The organism is Novosphingobium sp. TK71, assembly GCF_055361505.1.
Genome location: NZ_JBSZKA010000001.1, coordinates 900,212 through 916,202, shown reverse-complemented (window position 1 = coordinate 916,202; position 15,991 = coordinate 900,212). Strand labels below are relative to the sequence as shown.

13 protein-coding genes are annotated in these 15,991 nt (G+C 68.2%); 9 read left to right on the top strand and 4 right to left on the bottom strand.

Annotation, left to right across the window (positions count from 1 at the left end):
* The first annotated feature begins 138 nt into the window (after positions 1 to 138).
* From ACXJ16_RS20245 to ACXJ16_RS20235, 3 genes are read left to right on the top strand one after another with little or no spacing between them, the layout of a single operon-like run.
* Complete coding sequence (locus ACXJ16_RS20245) at positions 139 to 585, top strand: PDZ domain-containing protein (protein ID WP_132470213.1); 447 nt, start codon at positions 139 to 141, stop codon at positions 583 to 585.
* Positions 586 to 630: 45 nt separating this feature from the next.
* The gene (locus tag ACXJ16_RS20240; protein WP_463923302.1) at positions 631 to 1,317 is read left to right on the top strand and encodes a winged helix-turn-helix domain-containing protein; all 687 of its coding nucleotides are present in this window, start codon (positions 631 to 633) and stop codon (positions 1,315 to 1,317) included.
* Positions 1,314 to 2,702: a sensor histidine kinase gene (locus tag ACXJ16_RS20235; RefSeq protein ID WP_454798212.1), complete on the top strand. Its 1,389-nt coding sequence runs from the start codon at positions 1,314 to 1,316 to the stop codon at positions 2,700 to 2,702. Before ACXJ16_RS20240 ends, ACXJ16_RS20235 begins: the two co-directional genes overlap by 4 nt.
* A 76-nt stretch (positions 2,703 to 2,778) precedes the next feature.
* Here ACXJ16_RS20235 and ACXJ16_RS20230 read toward each other — a convergent pair whose 3' ends face one another.
* Positions 2,779 to 6,168, bottom strand: a complete 3,390-nt coding sequence (locus ACXJ16_RS20230) for a trifunctional glycoside hydrolase family 18/polysaccharide deacetylase/glycosyltransferase family 2 protein (RefSeq protein WP_463923162.1) — start codon at positions 6,166 to 6,168, stop codon at positions 2,779 to 2,781.
* A gap of 362 nt (positions 6,169 to 6,530) precedes the next feature.
* On the opposite strand from ACXJ16_RS20230, the gene ACXJ16_RS20225 reads away from it, so the two are divergent.
* Positions 6,531 to 8,246, top strand: coding sequence for a methyl-accepting chemotaxis protein (locus tag ACXJ16_RS20225; RefSeq protein ID WP_243692789.1), 1,716 nt, complete (start codon positions 6,531 to 6,533; stop codon positions 8,244 to 8,246).
* 137 nt (positions 8,247 to 8,383) lie between these two features.
* Here ACXJ16_RS20225 and ACXJ16_RS20220 read toward each other — a convergent pair whose 3' ends face one another.
* Complete coding sequence (locus tag ACXJ16_RS20220) at positions 8,384 to 8,686, bottom strand: UBP-type zinc finger domain-containing protein (RefSeq protein WP_463923161.1); 303 nt, start codon at positions 8,684 to 8,686, stop codon at positions 8,384 to 8,386.
* The gene (locus ACXJ16_RS20215) at positions 8,683 to 10,359 is read right to left on the bottom strand and encodes an FAD-dependent oxidoreductase (RefSeq protein WP_463923160.1); all 1,677 of its coding nucleotides are present in this window, start codon (positions 10,357 to 10,359) and stop codon (positions 8,683 to 8,685) included. The genes ACXJ16_RS20220 and ACXJ16_RS20215 overlap by 4 nt, the downstream gene beginning before the upstream one ends.
* A gap of 230 nt (positions 10,360 to 10,589) precedes the next feature.
* Between ACXJ16_RS20215 and ACXJ16_RS20210 the strand changes: the two genes are divergently transcribed.
* The 5 genes from ACXJ16_RS20210 (at position 10,590) to ACXJ16_RS20190 (ending at position 14,724) form a co-directional block, all read left to right on the top strand.
* Complete coding sequence (locus tag ACXJ16_RS20210) at positions 10,590 to 11,309, top strand: sensor histidine kinase (protein WP_463923159.1); 720 nt, start codon at positions 10,590 to 10,592, stop codon at positions 11,307 to 11,309.
* A 92-nt stretch (positions 11,310 to 11,401) separates the two neighbouring features.
* Positions 11,402 to 12,931: a sensor histidine kinase gene (locus ACXJ16_RS20205; RefSeq protein WP_463923158.1), complete on the top strand. Its 1,530-nt coding sequence runs from the start codon at positions 11,402 to 11,404 to the stop codon at positions 12,929 to 12,931.
* Positions 12,928 to 13,581, top strand: coding sequence for a response regulator transcription factor (locus ACXJ16_RS20200; RefSeq protein ID WP_185999743.1), 654 nt, complete (start codon positions 12,928 to 12,930; stop codon positions 13,579 to 13,581). The genes ACXJ16_RS20205 and ACXJ16_RS20200 overlap by 4 nt, the downstream gene beginning before the upstream one ends.
* 136 nt (positions 13,582 to 13,717) lie before the next feature.
* Positions 13,718 to 14,065 carry a response regulator transcription factor gene (locus tag ACXJ16_RS20195; RefSeq protein WP_292636096.1) on the top strand — a complete coding sequence of 116 codons (348 nt, stop codon included), beginning with the start codon at positions 13,718 to 13,720 and terminating at the stop codon, positions 14,063 to 14,065.
* 134 nt (positions 14,066 to 14,199) lie between these two features.
* Positions 14,200 to 14,724: a Dps family protein gene (locus ACXJ16_RS20190; RefSeq protein ID WP_463923157.1), complete on the top strand. Its 525-nt coding sequence runs from the start codon at positions 14,200 to 14,202 to the stop codon at positions 14,722 to 14,724.
* 85 nt (positions 14,725 to 14,809) lie between these two features.
* Here ACXJ16_RS20190 and ACXJ16_RS20185 read toward each other — a convergent pair whose 3' ends face one another.
* Positions 14,810 to 15,991, bottom strand: a complete 1,182-nt coding sequence (locus tag ACXJ16_RS20185; protein WP_463923156.1) for an acetyl-CoA C-acyltransferase family protein — start codon at positions 15,989 to 15,991, stop codon at positions 14,810 to 14,812.

Here is a 15,991-nt window from a genome sequence, read left to right as displayed (position 1 = left end):
CGCGCAGCGCTGCTGCGATAGTGCCGGGCAAGGGTGCAGACTGCGGCCAGTCGCGAACTGGCATCGAGGACCGTTCCAAGGCATGCCCATTTCGCCCCCTTCTCCCCGGCCGAACGCCTGCTCGCAGGACCATTGCGCATGACCGAGACGAGCGGGAACAGGAGCCGGATCATAAACCTGCTGCCGATGCTGGGCGCGCTGCTCGCGGTGACGGGCGCGCTTACCTGGGGGGATATCTGGGCGCAGCGGCATTTCGGCCTGCTCGGGCACACCATGCCGCACGGTCCGGTGGCGCAGCCGGGCGAGGCCTGGCGGCGGGTGCTGGATTTCACCGCGGACCCGGTTCCCGGCCCGCAGCCGGGCCTCGTCGTCACCAGCGTTCGCGCACGCGGCAACGCCGAGCGCGCAGGGCTCACCGTGGGTGACTGGATCGAGAGCGCGGACGGCCAGCATACCGAATCCCTTCAGGCGCTGGCGGAAGAGTTGTCTGCGCAGGGTCCACGCCCTATGCATCTCAAAGTGGTGCGTCAGGGCGCGGTTCGGATGATCGACCTCGCCGGCGAGCAGGGCCGCAAGGCTCCGTGACGGTCAGGACGTGATCCACGAGGCGTGAAGGGGCCGGACGAGAACATGGGTCACAAGCTGCTGGTCGTCGAGGATGACGATGCCACGGCCACGTACATCGCCAAGGGTATGGCGGAGGAAGGCTTCGTGGTGGACCGGGCGGGCAACGGGCGCGATGCGCTGTTCCTTGCGAGCGACGGCACTTACGATGCCATCGTGCTGGACCGGATGATCCCACAGATGGACGGCATGTCCGTGCTTGGCGCCTTGCGCGCGGGCGGCATAGAAACGCCGGTGATCGTGCTTTCGGCGCTGGGATCGACCGAGGACAGGGTGGCCGGGCTGACATCGGGGGCCGACGATTATCTCACCAAGCCCTTCGCCTTCGCCGAGCTGCTCGCCCGGGTGCGGCTGCTGGTCAAGCGGGGCGCCGGGCAGGCGGCGGTGGAGACGCGGCTGGCCTGCGGCGACCTCGAGATGGACCTGCTGGCGCGCAAAGTGAAGCGCGGCAGCCGCGCGGTGGACCTGCAGCCACGCGAATTCCGCCTGCTCGAATATTTCCTGCGCCATGTCGACGAAGTGGTCACGCGCACCATGCTGCTGGAGGCGGTGTGGGATTATCATTTCGATCCCGGCACCAATGTCATCGACGTCCATGTCAGCCGCCTGCGCCGCAAGCTCGACGAGGCGGGGGCCGCGCCGCTGCTGCACACCGTGCGCGGGGCGGGCTACCGGCTGGGTACCGCCGCTTGAGGGCGCGGCTGGGCAAGCGCCTGCGGCCGTTCCTGCGCTCCACCACCTTCCGGCTGTTCGTTCCGGTGGTCCTCTTCCAGCTCGTTGCGACCGGGGGCGTGCTGTCGTTCGTGTGGATCGCGGGGCAGCAGAGCGTGCGCGACGAACAGCAGGCGCTGGTCGAGGAACTGCGCGACGACCTGCTGGACACTTACCAGGACGGCGGCGTCACGGCGCTGGCAGCCAATATCGAACGGAGGCTGGGCAGCGAAGGACGCCGCGCGCCGGTGCTTCTCCTTGCCGATGCGCAGGGCCGCAGCCTTGCCGGAAACCTCTCGGCGCTCCCGCCGCCCGATCCCGCTGCGGGCGGCCTGTTCGAGACGGTGCTCTACCGCAGCGACAGCACCCAGCCCCAGCACATGGCCTTGTCCGAGACGCGGCTGCCGGATGGGGCCACCCTGCTGGCCGGGATCGAGATCGGGCGCGACCTCAAGCTCCAGCACAGTTTCGAGCAGGCGCTGGTGGCGGCGTTGTTCCTTGCCCTGCCGCTGGCGATGCTGGTGGCGGTGCTGACCTCGCGGCTGGTGGGCCAGCGCGTCCACGACATGGCGCAGACCGCGCACCGGGTGGGCAGCGGCGCTTTCGACGCGCGGGTCGCGCTCGACGGTTCGGGCGATGCTTTCGACGAACTGGCGGGAGAGATCAACGCGATGCTGGCGCGGATCGAGACGCTGGTGGGCGAACTGCGCGTGGTGGCGGAAGGGCTGGCGCACGACTTGCGCTCACCCGTCACCCGGCTGCGCTCGGCGCTGGAACAGGCCGCGCTGGAGGCAAGCGATCCCGCGGCAGAGGCGGCGATGAACCGCGCGCTGGCCGAGGCCGATACGCTGACGCGCATCCTTGCCACCGCGCTTCAGATCGGCCGCGCGGAAGCAGGGATAGGCCGCGAACGGTTCGAGGAAGCGGCACTTGGCGGCTTCCTGGAAGACCTCGCCGCGCTTTACGAACCTTATGCCGAGGAGGAGGGTTTCACGCTCGCCGCCGAGGCGCCGGAGGGCCTTTCGGTGCTGCTCCACCGCGAACTGATGGGGCAGGCGCTGGGCAATCTCATCGACAATGCGGTGAAGTACGCCGGCGGCGGCAGCGCGATCACGCTGTTCGCGGGCAAGTCCGAGGGGCAGGTGGTGCTCGGCGTTCGCGACGATGGGCCGGGCATTCCCGAAGCTCAGCGCGAGGCCGCGCTCCAGCGCTTCGGCCGCCTCGATCCCACCCGCTCCGTGGCGGGATCGGGCCTCGGCCTTGCGCTGGTGGAAGCGGTGGCGAAACTGCACGACGGCCGCGTCGAACTGGCCGATGCGCCGGGGGGCGGGCTTGAAGTGCGGCTGTTGCTGGGGGCCAGGGAGTGACGGCGGACAGCCGGTAACCCACCGATCCTTCCGCCGGCTGACGGGCCTGTTTCCCAACGCGGCGTCAGGCAGGGATTTACGGCACCGCTTCCAGTTCCGGCTGCGCTGCCACCGCAGGCGAAGCGGTGGTTGCCGCAGGGCTGGCGTTGACGCGGCCGGTCCGTTCCAGCTTGCCCCAGCCGATGCCCTTGCCCGCGAATGCCGCACCCACCGCGCGGATCACCACGCTGTACATGAGCTGGCGATAGACGAAGCGCTGGGCCAGCAGCAGCAGCGGGCGGAACCGTTCGCGGCGGGTGTCGAGGCGATAGGCGATCCAGCCGCAGGCGAGGTCCACCAGCGTGAAGGCCAGCCAGTAGGCGCCCATGCGCAGCACGTCGGTCTGGGTCTGGGCCCAGCCGTGCTGGGAAACGCGAAGGGCGGTGCCGGCGATCGAGATCAGCAGGGCGAGGTCGATCGCCGGCGAGATCACCGCGAAGACGATCTGGAACAGCCAGGCCTGCGGCATGCCGATGAAGGCGAGGCCGGAGGGACGGCCCTTCCTGAGCGTGCCGCGATGCTTCCACAGGCACTGGAGCGTCCCGAAAGACCAGCGGAAACGCTGTCTTGACAGGGCCTTGAAGCTTTCCGGCGCTTCGGTCCATGCCACGGCGTCCTCGTCGTAGGCGATCTTCCAGCCCTTGCGCTGGATAGCGATGGTGAGGTCCTGGTCCTCGGCCAGGGTGTCTTCCGGATAGCCGCCGACATCGTCCAGCGCCTCGCGCCGCCACGCGCCGACAGCGCCCGGCACGACCATGATCGCATCGAGCCGGGTCAGCGCGCGCCTTTCGAGGTTCTGCGCGGTGACGTATTCCACGCCCTGCCAGCGGGTGACGAGATTGACGCGGTTGCCGACCTTGGCATTGCCCGCCACCGCGCCGATGGCGGGATCGGCGAACCAGCGCACGAGGCGCGAGATCGTCTCGCGTTCGAACTGGGTATCGGCGTCGAGCGCCACGATCACGCTGCCGCGCGCATCCCTGAGCGCGCGGTTGAGCGCGGCCGCCTTGCCGCCGTTGACGAGGGTGAGCAGTTCGACATGGGCATCGCCGGCAAAGGCTTCGGCAACGATGGCGCTGGTGCGGTCCTTCGATCCGTCGTCGGCGACGATGATCTGGAGCTGCCGGTAGTCGCTTTCGAGCACGCGCCGGATCGAGGATTCGATCACGCGCTCCTCGTTGTAGGCGGGGATGATCACGGTGACGAGCGGCGCGCAGGTGTCTTCCGGCGCGTCTATCGGCTGCGGGCGGCGCAGCAGGCTGGCCAGCGAGGCGAGGCCGACGGAACGCAGCACGCCGAGCGAGATCGCGAAGAAGAAGGTCCAGTTCAGCGCCACGAGAATGGCCGCCAGCGCCCCGAACAGGGCCACGTCGGCGCGCACGGCGAAGAGGTCCACGCCGTCCACCTTGGGCATCACCGCGTCGTGCGAGAGACCGGCGAGCGTCGAGACGGGGACGAACGTGTAGCCGTCCTGCTTCAGGCGCTCGATGATGACGGGAAGCGCCGCCACGGTCTGCGAACGGTCGCCGCCGCCGTCGTGCAGCAGGATCACGTTCTCCGAGCGGTCGGGCGAGGCCGATTCCACCTGCTGGATGGTGCTGTCGATGATGTGCTGGACGCCGGGGCGCTTCCAGTCGTCCGGATCGACGTGCAGGCCGACGACGGTATAGCCGTGCTGGCGCGCGATGGCGGCGGGGACGAGTTCGTCTGCCGTGGTCGGCTCGGCATCCCCGAAATAGGGCGCGCGGAACAGGCGGATCGAATGGCCGGTGGTGGCCTCGATCAGGCGCTGCGTGGCGTTGAGTTCGAGGCCGATCCCGGTGGCGGCTTCCTCGGCCATGTTGGGGTGCGTGTAGCTGTGATTGCCGATCTCGTCGCCATCGTCGGCGATGCGCTTGACGAGGTCGCGATTGGTCAGCGCGTTCTCGCCCACCATGAAGAAGGTGCCGGGAACGTGGTACTGTTCCAGGATCGAGAGGATGCGCGGGGTCCAGGTCGGGTCCGGGCCATCGTCGAACGTCAGCGCGAGCTTCCTGGGCAGCGCGCCGGTGCGGTGGACGACATAGGGCGTGGGAAGCCGGACATAGCGCTCCGAGGAGACCATCCCGGTGGTCTTGTCGAAGGTGACGGCACGGCTGCCGTCCTGCGGGGTGGCGGTCACGTCGAGGATCTCGCCCTGGCCTTCCACATCGACATTGGCGGCCTGCACGAGGTGAGCGAGGTTGGGCAGGCTGTGCGTGCGCCACGCCTTCACGGTGTTCCAGAACCCTGGGTCCTCCGAGCCGAGCCGCCAGAGCGCGATGTCGCCCACGCCGAGGCGCGAGAGGATCTTCATCTGGCTCCACGTCGCGGCGGCGTCGAGCATCCAGACGTCGTGGCGGTGATCCCCGTCGCTTTGGGCATCGTCGTAGGAATAGCCGGCATTGCCGCTCATCGCGTCGAACTGGGGCGCGGTGGTGCTGTCGTGCGCGTCGAGCCACGCTTCCTCGACGGTCATGCTGTCCGCCTTGCCGTCGTGCCAGTTATAGGCGTACTCGCCCAGCGCGATGATCGCCTTGCCGCGCTGCAGCCCGGCCAGTGCATGGGCGACTTTCTGCGCGAACCACGGGTTGGAGGCGATCGGGCCGGGGGTGCCGCCTTGCCAGTGTTCGTCATAGGCCATCAGCACCAGCCGGTCGGCAACTTGCGCGAAGGCGCGGGGCGACCATTCGGGATTGTCGATCGGCATGGTGACGGAGACGATGCGGTGCCGGGGCGCCAGCTGCGCCCGCAGTTCGCCAAGGAACAGGCGCAGGTTCGGCAGGCTGGCGGCGGGCATGGTCTCGAAGTCGACCATGACGCCGGCGTAGCCGGTCTTGTCGAGATAGGCGGAAACCTGCGCTTCCAGTGCATGGCGGCGGCTGGGCGAGGCGAGCTGGGCGGCGGCGGCATCGCCCTGCCACTCGCCGTCGAGGGTGTTCTGCAGCACGGGAACCACCAGCGGGCGGTGCAGCGCGGTGGCGAGGATATGCGCGAGGCGGGCGTCGTCCTCGATCTTGAGCGCGCCGGTCCCGTCGACCGAGAGCGTGGCCGGGGCGACCCAGTCCAGCCGGTCGATATGGCGCTCGAGCGAGGTGGCGCTGTCGTCGCTCCACGGCGTGTAGAAGCCGACGGTGATCGGCTTAGCGCCCGGCGTGGGCGCCGGCACGGTGGCCTTTCCGAACAGGAACTTGCGGGCGCGGCGGGTCAGGTGCCCGATCTGCGCGCGGAACGGCAGCGGCGAGGCGTGCTCGTAGGCGATCGGCAGCGGCGGCGGGGCGGGAACGCTGGCAACGGTCGTCGCGAAGATCGCGCAGGCCGCGAGAGCCACGAGCAACAGGAAAAGACCCATGCGGCGAACCCGGACGCGCCGGTTGCCGGTGGGATCGAAGAAGACGGGTGCTGCCACTGCGTTTCTCGCAAAGATCCGGGCGGCGCGGGGGGCGCCGCCCGGAGTATTTGGTATTTGGGGGTGCGGGCCGGGAACCAGAGGCAATGACGAGGGTGCGAATGTCACAAACGGTTCCCGGACCGCACGGCCTTTCTAACCCGGCGGGCATGGAGCCCGCGTGGAGGCCAGGTTACAAAAGATTCATGTTTCCGAATTGATGCCGGGGCCGGTTCAAACGCATTTTCGGCGGAAAATGGCGGGCTGGAGTCCTGAAGCCGGACAGCCGTCCTATAACGATTGCAATCGCGGTTTCGCGTGGAAGATCAGCTCCATTCGAATGCGATGTCCGCTCTCTTCTTCCCCCCAGCAGAGAATTCGTCATGACACGTTTTCGTGAATTCCTGAACAGACAACATCTTTCGGCCAAGGTTACCCTGATGGCCGTCGCCGCGCTTGTCCTGCTGTCGGCCGCGATCTTCCTCGGCACCCGGTTCCTGCTCGTGAGCAGCGCGCGCGAGCAAGGCACCGAACGGCTGGATACCAACATGCGCGTGGCCTGGTCCGTGCTCCGCCAGAACGGGCTGGACAACAGCCTGCGCGAAGGCCGGCTCTACGCCGGCGAGGTCGTGCTTAACGACAACAACGCCGCGGTGGACCGCATGAAGGAACTGGTCGGCGGCACCGCCACGATCTTCATGGGCGACACGCGCGTCGCCACCAATGTCCTGAACGAGCAGGGCGGCCGCGCGCTTGGCAGCCGTCTGGCCGCAGGTCCGGTGCACGACGAGGTGCTGGACGCCGGCAAGCCCTATCGCGGTGAGACCGAAATCCTCGGCAAGCGCTATTTCGCGGCCTACGATCCGATCAAGGACCGGTCCGGCAAAGTGATCGGCATCCTGTTCGTGGGCGTGTCCGCCGACGAATTCTATGCCCATGTGAACAGCCTGGGCTGGAATATCCTGCTGGTTGCCGTCCTGGTGACCGCGCTGGCGGCCGCCGGCTACATGCGCGGTGCGCGCAAGCTCTTCGCGCCGCTCGAAACGGCGGAAGCGGCGATGGGACATCTGGCGGAAGGCCAGCTCGACATCGAAATCACCGGAACGGACCGGCCTGACGAGATCGGCGGGATCGCCCGCGCCCTCGTGGTGTTCCGCGATGCGGCGATTGCCAAGGAAGCGGCGGACGCGCAGCAGCGCCAGGTCGTCCAGACGCTGGCTTCGAGCCTTGCGGAGCTTTCCTCGGGCGATCTCACCGCGGAAATCGCCCGCGCCTTCCCCGACGGCTACGAGGAGCTGCGCCGCAACTACAATGCCGCGCTTTCGGAACTGCGCGGCCTGATCGGCGCGGCCAGCGCCAGCACGGCGGCGATCCGGGGCGGCTCGTTCGAGATCGCGCAGGCTTCCGAGGATCTCGCCCGCCGGACCGAGGCCAGCGCAGCCAGCCTCGAACAGAGTTCTGCCGCGCTGGCCGAAATCGACAATCGGCTCAAGGCGGGCGCCAATGCCGCAAGCCAGACCGTTGCCCGCGCGGACGAGGCGATCGCCACGGTCGGCGGTGGCCGTGACGTTGCCGCCGAAGCGGTGGGCGCGATGCGCCGCGTGGCCGAAAGCGCCACCAACATCGACAGCGTCATCGAAGGGCTCGACAAGATCGCCTTCCAGACCCGCGTCCTTGCCATGAATGCCGCCGTCGAGGCGGGCCGTGCCGGGGAGGCAGGGCGCGGTTTCGCGGTCGTGGCCGATCTCGTCTCGGCGCTGGCCATGCGTTCCGAGGAAGAGGCCCGCAGCGCGCGCGAGCAACTTACCGTTACCCAGGCGGAGATCGTTACCGCCGTGGGCGCGGTGGAACGGGTGGACGGCGCCTTCGAGAATATCGCGGGCGATGTCGGCCAGGTCCATCAGCTCCTGGGCGGGATGGCGGCCGGCAACCGCGCTTCCGCCACGTCGGTCAGCGAGATTACCGCCGCCATCGGCGCCATGAATATCGCCACGCAGCAGAACGCGGCCATGGTGGAGCAGGCCTCCGCCGCAGCCCGCAGCCTGACCGACGAGGTGGACCGGCTGACCGCCCATGCCTCGCAGTTCAAGGTCGCCTGATCGGGCGAGACGCCGGATATGACGAAGAAGCGCCGGGCAGCGGCTGCGAGGGTCGGGGGAGGGATATCGCCTCCACTGCCCGGCTGAGGCGGAACGGCGCTTCGGGGGAGGATAAGCACCGTTCCGATACCGCGTTTCTAATAGAAGCGCGGTATCGGGCCCCATTGCGGTGTCTGGTCGGGCAGGTCGATTTCGATATCGTCGACATAGCACCAGCCCCAGCCTTCGGGTGGATCGTAGCCCTCGATGATCGGGTGATGCGTTTCGTGGAAATGGGCGCGGGCATGGCGGTGCGGAGAATCGTCGCAGCAGCCGACGTGTCCGCAGCTTCGGCACAGCCGCAAGTGAACCCAGGGACTGCCGATCCGCAGACATTCCTCGCAGCCTTTCGCGCTTGGCGTCACGGTGTTGATCGTCATGCTATGCGAACAGCCGGTCATGATGCTTTCTCCGTCTTTTCAGCAAGTTCCTGGCTGAACGTGGCATGGATCTGAGCCACGACCGCTGCGCCTTCACCCACCGCGGCAGCCACGCGCTTGGTGGAGCCGGCGCGCACGTCGCCGATGGCGAATACGCCGGGCATTCCCGTTTCGAGCGGTTGCGCCCCCCGGTCTCCCCGGCCGGTCAGCACGAAGCCCTTGCCGTCGGTTTCGACCTCGCCGGGCAGCCAGTCGGAATTGGGATCGGCGCCGATGAACAGGAACAGGTGGCGCAGCGCCCGGTGGTGCAGCGAACCGTCGGCATTGTGCCTTATTTCGACGCCGGACATCAGGCCCGTCTCGTCGCCCTCCAGCGTCACCACTTCGGCGGCGACATGGACCTCGACATTGGGCAGTTCGGCAATGCGGTCCACCAGATAGCGGGACATCGTCTCGGCCAGTTCCCGCCGGACGATCAGGTGAAGCCGCCTGACCTGCGGGGCCAGGAACACCACCGCCTGCCCGGCCGAATTGCCCCCGCCCACCAGGGCGACCTCCTCTCCGGCGCAGAGCCGCGCCTCGATCGGCGAAACCCAGTAGAACACGCCCGAACCCTCGTAACGCTCCAGCCCGGCGATGGCGGGGCGGCGGTATTTCGCGCCGGAAGCTATGACCACGGTTCGCGCCTGCACCTTTCGCGCCCCGGCAAGGGCGAGCTGCAAGTGTCCGTCCCGGCGTTCCAGCTTCTCCACCGCGACGGGGATGGCGATCTTGGCACCGAACTTGAGCGCTTGGTTGAAGGCGCGCCCGGCCAGCGCCTGCCCGGAGATGCCGGTGGGAAAGCCGAGGTAATTCTCTATCCGGGCGGAGGCGCCTGCCTGCCCGCCCATCGAACGCGCATCGAGCACCACCACCGACAGCCCCTCGGACGCGGCATAGACCGCCGCCGCCAGCCCGGCCGGCCCCGCGCCGACGATGGCCACGTCATGGACGGTCTCGGGATCGATATGGGAGGTGAGCCCCAGGCAGGCGGCCAGCTCCTCGTTCCGGGGGCGCCGCAGCAGCGGCCCGGTCGGACAGACGACGAGCGGGTATTCGGCGGGCGCCACGCCCAGCCGCTCCACCATGGCCTTGCCTTCGGCATCGGCGCTCACGTCGAGCACGAGGAAAGGATAACCGCTGCGGCGCAGGAATTCCTGCAGGCGCACCACGTCCGGGCTGCCCGGCACGCCGATCAGGATGGTTCCCGCTCCGCCCTCCTCGATCAGGCCGACACGGCGCAGGATAAGCGCCCGCATGACCTTCTCGCCCAGTTCGGCCGAGCCGATCATCAGTGCCCGCAAGTGCGCGGCATCGATGGGCAGGGCGGTGCAGCCTTCGGGGCCCGCCCGGCCGCCCGCGATCGAGGGACGACCCGCTAGCTGGTTGATCTCTCCGGTGAACTGGCCGGGGCCGTGCGTGGTAAGGTGGACCTCGCGCCCGGAACCGTCGAGATTGAGCCCGTCGCGGCGCAGCACCTCGATCTGACCCTTGACCACGAGCCAGGTCGGCGCTTCGCGGTCGCCGATGGCATATACGGTCTCGCCCGGCTCGAAACGCCGCTCCGGGCCGCTGGCGAAGCGGCGGGCAAGCGCGATCTCGGCGGGGGCGAGCACGGGGAACATCTGGTATTCGCGGGTTTCGATCGTGCTCATGCCGGTCTCCAAGGCGAAATCTGGACATGGTCGGACGGGCTGCGCCGCCGTGTACCGATGGTTATCGGGCCGGGCGGCATCCCGCGCCATCATACGCAGGTTTAAGGGCCCGAACCCAAGCCCCAAACCGCCTAAGCCCCCAAACCTGCGTATGATGGCCAGACGCGGGCCGTGCGGCGAAAAGTCCTCATCCCAACCGGCCGGAGCGGCCAGCCCAGGAGGAAAACCCGATGCCGATGGCTGAACGCACGCCGAACCGGGAAGGTCCTGCCCGCCATGCCGCGCCGCTGCCCGGAAGCGGGGAAGCCTGGCCGGAAGCCGCACTGGCAGCCGAGGAAAGCGATCACCGCATCGCCAACAATCTCCAGCTTCTCATGGCGATGATCGCTGCGGAAAAGCGCGAGGTTTCCGATCCTGCAGCCGGGCTTGTACTGGACCGGATGCTGGGGCGGATCGGCGCGATCGCCGGGGTCCACCGCCAGCTTACGCGGACGGCAGAGGCAGGGGCAGGGGCAGGGGCTGGGGCTGGGGCGGCTTCGGCCGTGGTCGATATCGGCGGCTATCTCCGCACGCTGGCGCGGCAGATCGAGGCGGGGTGCTGCGACGCGGCGGCCGGGCGGCGGTTGCGGGTCCGTTCGGATGCTGTTCTGGTGCCCGCCCGGCTCGCGGCGGCGATGGGGCTCATCGCATCGGAATGCGTGCTCAATGCCTGCAAGTACGCCTATGCCGCGCAAGCGCCCGGCGAGGTGCGGATCGGCCTGAGCCTCGCAGGACCCCATGCCCTGAGGCTGACGGTGGAGGACGACGGCGCGGGGCATGGCGGCGCGCTGCCTTCCGCCGGTTTCGGTGCCCGGCTGATCGCGATGCTGGCTGCGCGGATCGGCGCGGCGCTGGTCTGGGAGGATGCCCGCCCCGGTACCCGCGTGGTCCTTGCCGTCCCGCTGGCATGAGCGGACCTAACCGAAGGTTGTGGTTGCGCCCCGGAAAACTCCCCGGCACGTTCCCCGTCAGGCCCCGGTACGGTTCCTGGCAGGAGGCGGCGATGCACGGCGATGCCGAGGCAAGAAGTTTGGTCAGCAAGATCTATGCGTTATCGGCCGCTCTTCTGGCGCTGGGGATCTTTGCGCTTGACGTGCTGAGCCCGTTCCAGGGTGCGGTCGCGGTGCTCTATACCACGGTGGTGGTGCTGGTGGGCCGCACCCAGTCGCGTGAACTGGTGCTGTTCGCGGCGGTGTTCTGCGCGGTGCTCGCATTCGCGGGTTACTGCGTCTCGCACTGGAGCGCGCCGATGGGTTCGCCCGCGATGCGGCTTGCGGTGAGCCTCGTGGCGCTTCTGGTCACTACCGTCCTGTTCCTGCGCCAGCTTGCCGAAGGGGCGGAGCGGGAACGATCCGATGCCCGCTATCGCACGATCTTCTCGGCGGCGGGCTTTCCGATATGGGAATCAGACTGGTCGGGCGCCTATCGCCTGTTCGGCGCGCTGCAAGGCTCTGATATCGAAGACGGCATGGTCGACATGGCCTTCGGTTCCGCGCGCGTGCGCAACGCCAATCATGCCGCGGCGCGGCTGTTCGGGCTGGCGGACCGGGCCGAGCTGATCGGCGGCACCATCGGCGAATTCGCGACCGCGGCGGCTTTCGAGTCCCTGTCGCGCATCTATTCGGGCTTGCTGGACGGCGCGGAATCGATCGAGGAGGAGACCCGCTTCGTCACCCGCGCGGGCGAGGTGATCGACGTGCTGCTGCAAGTATCGCTGCCGCCCGATCACGGCGGATGGAAGCGCGTGCTGGTCATGGCGCTCGACGTGACCGAGCGCAACCGCGCCCAGGCGCGGCTCGCCCAGTCTCAGGCGGAGCTGACACACATGTCGCGGGTGACGACGCTGGGCCAGCTTGCCGCCTCTATCGCGCATGAAGTCAACCAGCCGCTTTCGGCGATCATCACATATGCCCGCTCTGGCAAGCGCTGGCTGGAGCGCGAGGCGCCCTCAGCCGCCGAAGTATCCGACTGTCTCGACCATATCACGAGCAACGGCACCCGCGCCGCCGATGTCATCGCCCGCATCCGCGAACTCGCCCGCAAGGCCGATCCCAAGCGCGAAGGCATCGCGCTTCCTCTGCTCGTGGAGGAGACGGCGGCCCTGCTGCGGCGCGATTTCCAGGCCAAGGGCGTCGCGCTCGACATCGTGCTAGCGCCGGGCCTGCCCGAGCTGCTGGGGGACCGGGTGCAGTTGCAGCAGGTGCTGATGAACCTCATGCTCAACGCGGAACAGGCGATGGCGCCGCTTGCGCCCGAACGGCGCGCGCTGGCGGTTCGCGCCTCGCCGGACGGGCAGGGCGGCGTGACGGTCGAGATCGCCGATTGCGGCACCGGGATCGAGGGCGATCCGGAAGCTCTGTTCCGGCCGTTCTTCACCACCAAGGGTGAAGGCATGGGCATGGGGCTGGCGATCTGCCGTTCCATCGCCGAACAGCATGGCGGCACGCTGACCGCCGCCAACAATGCGCAATGCGGCGCGACGTTCCGCTTGCGCCTTCCCGCGAGGATGGAAATGGAGATCGTGCCGGCATGACGGGTAACGGAAGCGAAACTGCCGCGCTGGTCTGCGTGCTGGACGACGATGCCGAAGTGCGCGGCAGCATCGGCAGCCTGCTGCGGGCAAGCGGGTTCGAGGTCGCGCTGTTCGCCTCCACGGCACAGTTCCTTGCAGCCCGCCGCCCCGAGGTGGCGAGCTGTCTCGTGCTCGACATCCGCCTGCCGGGCGAAAGCGGGCTCGATTTCCAGGAGCGGCTCGCGGCGGAGGGGCTGGCGATCCCGGTGATCCTCATCACCGGGCACGGCGACATCCCGATGACCGTCCGGGCCATGCGGGCTGGCGCGATAGATTTCCTGCCCAAGCCTTTCGAGGATGGGCAATTGCTGGAGGCAGTCCGGGCGGCGCTGGATTCCGACCGCGCACGCCGCGCCGAACTGGAGGGCCGCACGCTCCTGCGGGGAACCTACGAGAGCCTGACGCCGCGCGAACGCGAAGTCATGGCGCTGGTGGTGACCGGGCTGATGAACAAGCAGGTTGCCGCCCGGCTCGACCTGTCCGAGATCACGGTGAAGATCCATCGCGGAAACGTGATGCGCAAGATGGCGGCGCAGTCGCTCGCCGATCTGGTGCGCATGGCCGAGATGCTGGGCGTGCGGGACGAATCCATCCATCGCTATAACACCTGAGTATGATGGCGGGCGTGCTCGCCCCGGGCCAACTGGGCTAGGGGGGGCCAGCAGGGCGAGGGAAAGGCCCCGCCCGAAGACGCCGGAGATAACATTGGTCGCCCCGTTTCCCGATCCATCCGCCTCCCCCCCGATCGTGGCCATCGTCGACGACGACAGCGGGGTTCGGGGCAGCCTCGACAGCCTGATGCGTTCGGCGGGAATGGTCGGCCTGGGTTTCGACCGCGCGGCTGGCCTGCTGGCAAGCGGCCTGCGCGCCCGGATCGCCTGCGTGGTCACCGACCTGCACATGCCGGAGATGACCGGGCTCGAACTCCAGTCCGAGCTGGCCCGGCAGGGCTGGACGCAGCCGGTGATCCTGATGACCGCCTATCCCACCCCCGCCGCGCGCGCGCAGGCAGAGGCTGGCGGTGCGGCGGCCTTTCTCACCAAGCCGATAGACCCCGATGCGCTGCTGGCGGCGATCGAGGCGGTGCTGGCCTGATACCGGACCATACCGCCAGTACCATACCGGCATCGGGCCATACCTAGGTGTGGCTGGGTCAGGCGGCGCGCAGGGCCTATCTGGCTGACCGGATGGCGGCATCCGACGCCGCCACGTCAGAAGGAGCCTCTCCCATGTCCGACACGCACACCCTCGTCACACCCGCCCAGCGCCGCCTGGGTACGCCCACCGACCTTGGCGCCGATGCGACGCGCGATATCTCCGGCGGGCTCAAGGCACTGCTGGCGGATGTCTTTGCGCTCTATCTCAAGACCAAGAACTTCCACTGGCACATGAGCGGCCCCAATTTCCGCGATTATCACCTTCTGCTCGACGAGCAGGGCGACCAGATCTTCGCGATGACGGACCCCATTGCCGAGCGCGCGCGCAAGCTGGGCGGCACCACGATCCGTTCGATCTCCGACATTTCCGGCCACCAGCGCCTGCTCGACAACAATGCCGACTATGTCGATCCGCTGGACATGCTGGCGGAACTCCATGGCGACAACAAGCAGCTCGTGGCCGAGATGCGCGCCGTTCACGCGCTTTGCGATGAATATGGCGATATCGCCAGCGCCAGCCTGATCGAGGTCTGGATCGACGAGACCGAGCGCCGCGCGTGGTTCCTTTACGAAAGCTGCCGCACCGGCCGCGTCTGAGGCCGCCTTCCCATGCGGCATTGCGGGCATGGGAACGTTCCATGCCTGCAATGCCGTGTTATTTCATCGGTTTGGGAAGGATATCTCAGATACGCTCCCAGATCGCCGCAATGCCCTGTCCTCCGCCGATGCACATGGTGGTAAGACCGTAGCGGCCGCCGCTGCGGCGCAGTTCGTAGAGCAGCTTGGCGGTTATGATGGCGCCGGTGGCGCCCACCGGATGGCCCAGCGCGATGCCGCTGCCGTTGGGGTTCACCCGTTCGGGATCGAGCCCCAGTTTCTGCGTCACCGCGCAGGCCTGCGCGGCGAATGCCTCGTTGGCTTCGATCACGTCGAGATCGGCGACGGTCAGGCCCGCGCGGGCAAGGGCATTGCGGGTCGCCGGAACCGGGCCGATGCCCATGTATTCCGGCGAAACCCCGGCATGGCCGTAGGAAACGAGACGGGCCAGCGGGGTGAGCCCATGATCGCTGAGCGCTTGTTCGCTTGCCAGCACCAGTGCGGCGGCGCCGTCGTTGATGCCCGAGGCATTCCCGGCGGTGACGGTGCCTTCCGTTTCCGCGAAGACGGGACGGAGCTTCGAGAAATCCTCCGGCTGCGCATCGCGGCGAACGTATTCGTCGGTATCGAAGCGCACGTTGCCCTTGCGGGCGGCGATATCGACGGGGACGATCTGTTCGCGGAACCGCCCTTCGGCGATCGCCCGCGCCGCCCGCTGCTGGCTGAGAAGTGCCAGTGCATCCTGCATCTCACGCGTCACGCGGTAGCGGCGTGCGACGTTTTCCGCGGTAACGCCCATGAGAATGTCGTGGAACGGGTCGGTCAGCGCGCCGTTGAGGCCGTCGATCACGCGGGCGTCGCCCATCTTGCGGCCCCAGCGCAAGTCCGGAAGGTAATGCGCCGAGCGGCTCATGACCTCGGTTCCGCCGGCAAGGGCCAGTTCGCAGTCTCCGAGCATGATGGACTGCGCGGCGCTTATCAGGGCCTGAAGCCCCGAGCCGCAAAGCCGGTTGACGGTCAGCGCGGGCACTTCCTCCGGCACGCCGGCGCCGATCCCGGCAATGCGGGCAACGAAATGGTCGCGCGGATGCGTGGTGATGACGTGGCCGAACACCACGTTGCCCACCGCTTCGGGCGCGATCCCGGCGCGATCGATCGCCGCGCGGCCGACGTGGGCGGCAAGGTCGCCGGGCGTCCTGTCCTTGAGCGTGCCGCCGAAGGCGCCGATGGCGGTGCGGGCGGCGGATACCGCGTAGATCTTCTTCAT